This window comes from Aquabacterium sp., from assembly GCF_021768455.1.
GTDB lineage: Bacteria > Pseudomonadota > Gammaproteobacteria > Burkholderiales > Burkholderiaceae_C > Aquabacterium.
Window position 1 is genome coordinate 1 of the sequence record NZ_JAIZVX010000166.1, and the last position, 8571, is coordinate 8571.

Consider the following 8571-nt stretch of genomic DNA (forward strand, 5'->3'; position numbering starts at 1 on the left):
GGCAGGTTGCGGGGCGGTGGGGGCGCCCGGTGCGGTGGGAGTGTTGGGCGTGGCGGAGGGCAGGGCCTGCAGGCCCACATAGCCGCCCTGGCAGTAGCCCAGTGGGCGGCCGCTGCGCTGGCCCATGGCCTGCACCTGGCCGATCAGGATGGTGTGGTCGCCCGCGTCGATGCGCTGGTGCACGCGGCAGTCGAACCAGGCCAGGCTGTCGTCGATCAGGGGGGCGCCGCTGGCCGCGGGCTGCCAGGCGGCCTGCTCGAACTTGTCGCTGGCCTTGGAGGCGAAGAGGTTGGAGGTGTCGCGCTGGGTGTCGGCCAGCACATTGACGGCAAAGTGCGTGCTGGCCATGAAGACCGGGTGGCTGGCCGTGGCCTTGCCCAGGCAGACCAGCAGCAGCGGCGGGTCCAGCGAGACCGAGGTGAAAGAGTTGGCGGTCAGGCCGCGCGGCACGCCCTCGGCGTCCACCGTGGTCACGACGGTCACGCCGGTGGGGTAGTGGCCCAGCACCTGGCGGAAGGCCTTGGGGTCGATCACGTTGTGGCTCATGCGGCCTCCTGGGTGGTGGGCTGGCGCAGCGCATGGGCCAGCAGGAAGGGATGCAGTTCGGCGTGCACCTGGGCCGGGGCGGTCAGGCACATCATGTGGCGCTCCCCCGTGAGCACGCTCAGGCGCGCTCCGGGCACCAGGGCGGCCATGGCGGCCGACATGGCGGGGGTGGAGTTGGGGTCGCGCTCACCGGTCATGAACAGGGCGGGCACGCGCAGCCTGGCCAGTTCCGTGGCGTGGGCCGCATCACTGGTGGCAAACAGGCGGTAGGTGCGGGCATAGCCCTCAGGTCGCACATCGGCCAGCAGCTGGCGGGCCAGGTGGGCGGCTGCGGCAAAGGGCGCGGGCACAGGGTGGCCGAACCAGCGCGCCAGCGTGGCCTCGATGGTGGCCTGGCTGCCGATGTCGGCCAGGGTGCTGGCGCGGGCCTCGACCGCGGCGCGCTGCTCTGGTGTGCGGCAGAACACGGCGTTGAGCGCGCTCACGCTCAGGCAGCGCTCCGGGTGGGCCAGGGCAAAGGCCAGGCTGACCAGGGCGCCCATGGAGTGCCCCACGATGTGCGCGGCCGGCAGGCTCAGGGCGTCCAGCAGGCGCAGCAGCTGCTCGGCGTAGTCGGCCAGGTTGGGGGCCTCGGGGGGCAGCACGCTGCGGCCATGGCCCAGCATGTCGAACACGATGACTTGGTGGTCGCGGGCGAAGGCCATCACCTGGGGGGCCCACACGGTCTGGTTCATGCCCACGCCGTGCACGAAGACCACAGGCTGCCCCTGGCCGTACACCGCGCAGGCGGTGCCGTCCGGCAGGGTGCCCTGGAAGCGCGCCGGGGGCAGGCTGTACTCAAGCATGGCCGTTGAGCTCCGCCAGGTCCTTGTAGCGGTCGCCGATGCGGTGGTGCGGGCGGCCGCCGATGGAGGCGCCCAGGGCCACCACGATCTCGTCGGGGGCGGGTGCATCGGTGATGGCGAACTGGATGGTCAGGTAATGCGAGCGCATGCCCTCGTCGTGCTTGTGCATCAAGGGGATGGCGATGGGGCAGGCCGGGCCACCGCGCACATTGGTGAAGCTCAGGTAGCTCTTGGCTCCTACGGCCGTGCGGTAGTGGTTGCCAAAGCGCAGGGTGTGGATCAGGGCCGATGCGTGCTCCACCTCACCCGAGGTGCCGACGATGGCGGCCTTGCCGTAGCCCTCGACCGCGTCACCCGAGCCGGCCATCTTCAGGATCTCGGCGGTGAGCAGCTCGCCCAGCTGGGGCGCGATCTCTCGGATCGCGGGGCCCAGGTCTTCGACGAAGCCCTGGCCGGCCCAGGGGTTGCGCAGCACGGCGGCGGCCGCGAAGAGCTGCAGGGGGCGTTCGGCGGGCTTGCCGCCTTCGATCAGGGTGTGCTCGGTGTAGGTCACCACTTTGCGCAGGTGCAGGGTCATCTCAGGGGTCCTCGGTGGCGGGGCTGTGTTTGGCATACCAAGTTCGGTGCGGGTCTGCCGGTGCCCGAGGTGTTCGCAAGCGATGTGCCTGAAAAATGCGCGATTTCTACTTCTTGTGAAGGGATGTTGGCCGGTTGGGGTGGCGTGGATGGGTTGAATCCGGTGCGGTTTCGCGCCTATGTGCTTGGTATACCAAGAAAAATCGGACAGGCGGTGGTGTCGCGTCGAGGTCCGGCGGAGGCGTGCCCGGTGCCCGTGCCAGGGGTCAGATGAAGCGCTTCTAATGCCGGACTGTGCAGGCGCTGATGCTGTGGCGCCCCTGGTGCGTGGCACGCCCGATTTCGGGAGGCCACTTGCCCTGCTTTGGGGCTGATCGGCGCCGGGATGGCGCCGTCGGCGTGCTGCAAAGTTGTGCGGGTGCCCGGGTCAGCCGCGTTGCGCGCTGTAGTCCACGGCGGTGTCGCCGCGGCAGAAGCCATAGAGGCGCAGGCCGGTCTGGCGGGCCATGTCCACCGCCAGCGAGGTGGGGGCCGAGATGGCCGCCAGCGTGGGGATGCCCACGCGCACGCACTTGCTGACCAGCTCGTAGCTGGCCCGGCTGGACACCACGGCGAAGCCGGGCTCGCCCAGGCGCTCTTCTCGGGCCAGGTGGCCAATGAGCTTGTCGAGTGCGTTGTGGCGGCCGACGTCTTCGCGCACCGCCCGCAGCGTGCCATCGGGGCTGGCCCAGGCCGCGGCGTGGCAGCCCCCGGTGCCCGCCTGCAGGCGCTGGCCGGCGTGCAGCTGTGCGATGGCGCGCAGCACGGCCTGCGGGCCGATGCCGACGGCTTCTGCGGTGGCGGTGGTGCGCGATGCGGGCAGGGCCGAGGGGTGGCGCGCGGCCAGGGCCTGCAGGCTGTCGATGCCGCACAGGCCGCAGCCGGTGCGCCCGCTCATCTGGCGCCGGTGGGCCTTGAGCGCCTCGAAGGCCCGGGCGCTGACTTGCAGGCGCAGCTCGCTGCCGTGGGGCCCTTCGATCACATCGAGGTCGTGGCAATCGGCGGGCCGCTCAATCAGCCCTTCCGACAGGGCAAAGCCCAGGGCGAAGTCTTCCAGGTCGGTGGGCGTGGCCATCATCACCGCGTGCGACAGGCCGTTGAATACCAGGGCCACCGGGTGCTCGGTGATGAGCTGGTCGTGGGCCCACTGCGCGGTCTCGCCGCGGTGGCGCCAGACCTCGACCGGCGTGCTGCCGTCGGCCATCAGGCGCGCACCGCCGCCACGGGGGCGTCTGCGGGGATCAGCTGCACCGGGATGGCCTTGGAGGCCGGCGTGCGCGCGCCCTCGGCGTGGTTGTCGAGGGCGATCAGGGCATTGGTCTCGGGGTAGTAGCCGGCGATGCAGCCACGCGGGATGCTGTAGTCCACCAATTTGAAGGCCTTGGCGCGGCGCGGCTGGCCGTCGGGCTCGCAGCTGCGCACATCGACCCAGGCACCTTCGGCCAGGCCCAGGGCCTGCCGGTCGGCCACGTTGATGAAGAGCACGCGCCGCTGGCCGAACACGCCGCGGTAGCGGTCGTCCAGGCCGTAGACGGTGGTGTTGTACTGGTCGTGGGCACGCACCGTGGTCAGCGTGAACACTGGGCCCAGGCCAGGTTGCGGCGCACGGCGGGCGCGGTGCACGGCCGTGTTCTGCGGGATGCCGTGCGCCATGAAGCGGGCCTTGCCCGTGCTGGTCAGCCACACGCGCTCGCTGGCGGTGTTGCGCAGGCGGAAGCCCCCCGGGCGGTGCACCTTGTCGTTGAAGCCCTTGAAGTCGTCGAACACGACTTCGATCTTCTCGCGGATGCGTTCGTAGTCGTCGGCCAGCCAGCGCCAGGGCGTGCGGCTCTGCGGCAAGGTGGCCTCGGCGAGGCGGGCCACGATCATGGGCTCCGACAGCAGGTGCGGCGAGGCCGGTTCGTTGATGCCGGCCGAGAGGTGGACCATGCTCATCGAGTCTTCCACGCTCACGTGCTGCGGGCCGCTGGCCTGGCGGTCGATCTCGGTGCGGCCCAGGCATGGCAGCAGCAGGGCTTCGCGCCCGTGCACCACGTGACTGCGGTTGAACTTGGTGGCCACGTGCACGGTGAGGTCGCAGCGGCGCAGCGCGGCCCAGGTGGCATCGGTGTCGGGCGTGGCGGCGGCGAAGTTGCCGCCCATGGCGAAGAACACGCTGGCGCGCCCGTCGCGCATGGCCTCGATGGCGCCGATGGTGTCGAAGCCCTCGTGACGCGGCGGCGCAAAGCCGAAGACCTCGCCCAGGCGGTCGAGGAAGGCGGGCGCGGGCTTCTCGTAGATGCCCATGGTGCGGTCGCCCTGCACATTGCTGTGGCCGCGCACGGGGCACAGGCCCGCACCCGGCTTGCCCACCATGCCGCGCAGCAGCAGCAGGTTGGCGATCATCTGCACGCCGGCCACGCCATGCTGGTGCTGGGTGATGCCCATGCCCCAGCAGGCGATCACCTTGTCCGAGCGGGCGATCACCTCTGCCGCGGCCTCCTGCTGCTCGCGGCCCAGGCCCGATTCGGCCACGATGGTGTCCCAGTCCGTGGCGTGCACGCGGGCCAGCAATTCGTCCAGCCCGCTGGTGTGTTCGGCGATGAAGTCGACGTCGAGCACGCGGGGCAGGCCGGCTTGCAGCGCGGCCTCGTCCAGGCTGAGCAGGTGCTTGACGATGCCCAGGATGGCCGCGATGTCGCCGCCCACCTTGAGCTGGAAGTAGTCGGACGAGATCGTGGTGGCGCCACCGCTGAGCATCTCGGCGGGGCTTTGCGGATCGGCAAAGCGCTCCAGGCCGCGCTCGCGCAGGGGGTTGAAGCTCAGGATGCGCGCGCCACGGCGGGCGGCGGCACGCAGTTCGCCCAGCATGCGCGGGTGGTTGGTGCCAGGGTTCTGGCCGAAGATCAGGATGCAGTCGGCCAGTTCGAAGTCGTCCAGCGTGACCGTGCCCTTGCCCACGCCCACGCTTTGCTTCAGGCCCATGCCGCTGGGCTCGTGGCACATGTTGGAGCAGTCGGGGAAGTTGTTGGTGCCGAACTCGCGCACGAACAGCTGGTAGAGGAAGGCGGCCTCGTTGCTGGTGCGGCCCGAGGTGTAGAAGATGGCGGCGTCGGGCGAGGGCAGGGCGCGCAGGTGGCGGGCCACCAGGGCAAAGGCCTCGTCCCAGCCGATGGGCTGGTAGCGGTCGGTCTGGGCGTCGTAGACCATGGGCTCGGTCAAGCGGCCCATGGCTTCCAGTTCGTGGTCGCCCCACGTGAGCATCTCGCTCACGGTGTGCCGGGCGATCACGGCGGGTGTGGCGCGTTCGGCCGTGGCCTCCGACGCCACCGCCTTCACGCCGTTTTCGCAGAACTCGAAGCTGGAGGCGTGCTGGCGGTCGGGCCAGGCGCAGCCGGGGCAGTCGAAGCCATCGGGCTGGTTGGCCGAGAGCAGGGTGCGTGCCCCCTTGGCCGCGATGCGGTGTTGCAGCAGCTGTTTGGCGACGCTGCGCAGCGCGCCCCAGCCACCGGCCGGGCCTTTGTAAAACTGGATCTTGGCTTCGCTCATGGCGGGCTTGAGGGTGAGCCGGCCGCGGGGCTGGCTGGAACGAGGGCGGTGCAGGGCCAGGCGCAGGCCGCAGGGCGAAGCCCAGGCTTGTGCTGGGTCTGGCATAAAGCGGCCGCACCCGCCATGCGGGAGGGTGCTCAGACTGTAGGCCGCTTGAGGCCACTCTGGCAATATGTCGTCCGGCACCGTTGCCATATGCTTTGGTGAGCATGAAGTTGTGACCCATCCCGCTCGCGCCTCCGTCGGCACCTCCCCCAGCACGCCCCCCGGCACCTTGAGCGTGCACATCACGCCCCAGTGGCAGATTCGCGGCCCGGGTGGTCTGGCCCTGGCCCCGAAGGTGCTGGACTGGCTGGTCGCCGTGCAGCAACACGGCAGCCTCTCGGCCGCCTGCCACCACGGCGGGGCCTCGTACCGACACGCCTGGAAGCTGCTGCGCGAGGCCGAAGCGGCCCTGGGCTCGCCGCTGCTGAGCATGTCGCGCGGCAAGGGCTCGGTGCTCACGCCGCTGGGGGAGCGCCTGGTCTGGGCCCAGCGCCGTGTGGCCGCCCGGCTGGGGCCCCAGCTCGACAGCCTGGCCCTGGAGCTGGAGGCCGAACTGCGCCGCGTGCTGGCCGAGGCCGACCGCCCCCTGCGCCTGTGGGCCAGCCACGGCTTTGCCATCGAGCAACTGCAGCGCCAGATGGCCGACACCGGCCAGCCCCTGGACTGGCGCTATTGCGACAGCAGCCAGGCCCTGGCCGCCCTGCAGGCCGGCACCTGCGAGCTTGCCAGCCTGCACATCCCACTGGGTGCCCTGCAGGCCGAACTGCTGCGCCAGCATGCGCCCCTGCTGGGGCCGGACTGGCGCTACATCCACCTCGTCACCCGCCGCCAGGGCCTGATGGTGCGCCCCGGCAACCCGCAGAAGGTCTATGGCGTGGCCGACCTGGCGCGGCCCGGCCTGCGCTTCATCCCCCGTTCGCCCGGCTCGGGCACCCGCCTGCTGCTCGAGCACCTGCTGCGCCACGAAGGCATCGCGGCCGAGCAGGTGGCCCGCGGCGAACAGGGCGAGCACACCCACGCGGCCGTGGCCGCCTATGTGGCCAGCGGCATGGCCGATGTGGCCTTTGGCGTGGAGACCTCGGCGCGCCGCTTCGGTCTGGAGTTCATCCCGGTGCAGACCGAGCGCTACGGCCTGGTCTGCGCCCCTGAGACCCTCTCCACCCCCGGCGCCCAGGGCCTGATCGCCACCCTGCACAGCCCCGCCTACCGCGAGGCCATCGCCAGCTTGCCGGGTTACGAGGCCGACCACTGTGGCGAGGTGGGCGAAGCCCGCGCGCTGTTTGCCGGCTGGCCCGCGTGAATATCTCCTGGTGAGGTGGGATACTCATGCTGCTTTGCACAAATCAACAAAGCCGACGCATTCGACATATTCGCCGTGAAACCCTGCTTTTCCGGTGATCGAAAAGGGCTTCGGCGCTTGTCGGGGGGGAGGGGCGCAAGGAGAATCCGGGCATGCGCCCCGCTCCTCTTTTATCGCCCCCTGTTTCTCCGGATACCGTGTGCGCCGTGCCGCGACGGCGCGAAAGAGCGCCTGTCTGGCGTTGCCTGGGAACACTGGGGCTGGGGGGGCTGCTGCTCGGCCAGACCGCCTGCTCGATCCTGAGTTACAGCCCCACGATCGAGGTCATCAAGGCCACAGGCCTGGCGGCCAACCAGGTGGCCTCGGTGGCGCCCAAGGAGGCCAGCGACGTGGTGCAGCACCCGCACGACACGGTTCGCCAGGTCTGCATCGAGTACAACCGCAGTGCCCAGGCCCCGGGCATCCTGCCCGCCCTGCAGCTCAACCTGCAGAAGCTGGGCATTGAAAGCCGCATCTACGACAACAGCACGACCTGGCCCGACACCTGTCGCCACTGGCTGCACTACACCGCCTTCATCGAGTGGGACGTGCCCCAGTTCGGCGAGAAGACCGAGGCCTACCTGACCCATGCCAGCCTGACCCTGCGCACCGACGGCCGCGTGCTGGCCAGCGCCACGTACCAGCTGGAAGGCTTTGGCCTGAGCAAATGGGCCAGCACCCGTGACAAACTGGCTCCCGTGGTCAAGGCCGTGGTGCGCCAGGCCGAGGCCAGCGACCTGCCCTGAACGCCTCGCGTCGAGCGCCATGAGCAAAGCCGCCTGAGAAGGCGGCTTTGTCGTTTCTGCCAGGTGACATCGGGGCGCCCCGCGCGCCCCCACGCTTCACCAGATGGCCAGGGAATTGGTCAGCAGGCGCTGGATCCAGGTGCGAGAGGAGGTCGAGGCCACGTCGCCCTGACCCAGCTGCTCCAGGCGCGCATCGACCACATCGCCCGAGGCCACCACGGCGCCCGGCTTGATGTCCTTCGGGTCGACGATGCCCGAGAAGCGCAGCGTGGTCGTGCCACCGTTGAAGGCCATGCGCTTTTCGCCCGCCACCAGCAGGTGGCCGTTGGGCAGCACATTGATCACCTGGGCGGCGATCCGGCCATTGAAGGTGCTGCTGTTGTCGGTCTGGCCTTCGCCCTTGAAGGTGTCGCTGCCGGATGCGGTGGCGTCCACGTTCAGCAGGCTCTTGATCAGGCCACTCTGGCTGCTGCCGGTGCCCGGTCCCTTGGCCGCGATCGTGTTTTCGCGGTTGGCCTTGCTGTTGAACGAGAAGCACATCTTGTTCAGCGCGTAGCCGTTGCGGGCGGCCTCGCTGGCGAAGATGGGCGATCCGGGAATGATGCGTTTCTGCTGTAGGGCGGTCATGTGGCGTCTCCTGGAGGATGTTTAAAATGGTTGGTAGTGGATTATTCGACGCCGCGCCGATTAAATAAATACGCGAATCCTGATGCGATGCATGCGAATTCCAGATGGAAGCGGCCATCGCGCCGCGGGGGCCGCCTTAAGGGCGGGAAAACAGGCGCTCTGGTTATAATCGTTGGATGAACGATTTCGATTATCTGGATCTGGACGGCCGCCTGCTGCGCCTGCTGATCGCGGTGCACGAGGAGGGCTCGATCACGCGCGCCGCGCAGCGCCTGGGCAT

General features: G+C 69.6%; 8 protein-coding genes. 2 read left to right on the forward strand and 6 right to left on the reverse strand.

Annotated features, from left to right (window positions below):
* The 5 genes from QZ994_RS17040 to QZ994_RS17060 all read right to left on the reverse strand — a co-directional run.
* A partial coding sequence (locus QZ994_RS17040; RefSeq protein ID WP_290874428.1) for a flavin reductase family protein occupies window positions 1-546 on the reverse strand: 546 nt, incomplete at its 3' end.
* Window positions 543-1391, reverse strand: a complete 849-nt coding sequence (locus QZ994_RS17045) for an alpha/beta fold hydrolase (RefSeq protein WP_290874431.1) — start codon at window positions 1389-1391, stop codon at window positions 543-545. The genes QZ994_RS17040 and QZ994_RS17045, both read right to left, overlap by 4 nt.
* Window positions 1384-1968, reverse strand: a complete 585-nt coding sequence (locus QZ994_RS17050) for an amino acid synthesis family protein (RefSeq protein WP_290874434.1) — start codon at window positions 1966-1968, stop codon at window positions 1384-1386. The genes QZ994_RS17045 and QZ994_RS17050 overlap by 8 nt, the downstream gene beginning before the upstream one ends.
* Window positions 1969-2394: 426 nt before the next feature.
* Window positions 2395-3210 carry a formate dehydrogenase accessory sulfurtransferase FdhD gene (gene fdhD, locus QZ994_RS17055; RefSeq protein ID WP_290874437.1) on the reverse strand — a complete coding sequence of 272 codons (816 nt, stop codon included), beginning with the start codon at window positions 3208-3210 and terminating at the stop codon, window positions 2395-2397.
* Complete coding sequence (locus QZ994_RS17060; RefSeq protein ID WP_290874441.1) at window positions 3210-5534, reverse strand: FdhF/YdeP family oxidoreductase; 2325 nt, start codon at window positions 5532-5534, stop codon at window positions 3210-3212. The genes fdhD and QZ994_RS17060 overlap by 1 nt, the downstream gene beginning before the upstream one ends.
* Window positions 5535-5751: 217 nt before the next feature.
* Between QZ994_RS17060 and QZ994_RS17065 the strand changes: the two genes are divergently transcribed.
* Together QZ994_RS17065 and QZ994_RS17070 are read left to right on the forward strand one after the other, a co-directional pair.
* On the forward strand, window positions 5752-6879 hold the full coding sequence (locus QZ994_RS17065; protein ID WP_290874444.1) for a substrate-binding domain-containing protein: 1128 nt from the start codon (window positions 5752-5754) through the stop codon (window positions 6877-6879).
* 206 nt (window positions 6880-7085) lie between these two features.
* The gene (locus QZ994_RS17070; protein WP_290874447.1) at window positions 7086-7664 is read left to right on the forward strand and encodes a cell division protein FtsI; all 579 of its coding nucleotides are present in this window, start codon (window positions 7086-7088) and stop codon (window positions 7662-7664) included.
* A 96-nt stretch (window positions 7665-7760) separates the two neighbouring features.
* Here the strand turns inward: QZ994_RS17070 and QZ994_RS17075 are convergent, their stop codons facing one another.
* Window positions 7761-8291 (reverse strand): flagellar basal body L-ring protein FlgH, encoded by a 531-nt coding sequence (locus QZ994_RS17075; protein ID WP_290874450.1) that lies wholly within the window; start codon window positions 8289-8291, stop codon window positions 7761-7763.
* Window positions 8292-8571 lie beyond the last annotated feature (280 nt).

What these genes read in the sequence shown, in the direction of transcription:
- QZ994_RS17075 (WP_290874450.1), bottom strand. Translation starts at nt 8,291, where the DNA reads ATGACCGCCCTACAGCAGAAACGCATCATTCCCGGATCGCCCATCTTC.
- QZ994_RS17045 (WP_290874431.1), bottom strand. Translation starts at nt 1,391, where the DNA reads ATGCTTGAGTACAGCCTGCCCCCGGCGCGCTTCCAGGGCACCCTGCCG.
- QZ994_RS17060 (WP_290874441.1), bottom strand. Translation starts at nt 5,534, where the DNA reads ATGAGCGAAGCCAAGATCCAGTTTTACAAAGGCCCGGCCGGTGGCTGG.
- QZ994_RS17050 (WP_290874434.1), bottom strand. Translation starts at nt 1,968, where the DNA reads ATGACCCTGCACCTGCGCAAAGTGGTGACCTACACCGAGCACACCCTG.
- fdhD (WP_290874437.1), bottom strand. Translation starts at nt 3,210, where the DNA reads ATGGCCGACGGCAGCACGCCGGTCGAGGTCTGGCGCCACCGCGGCGAG.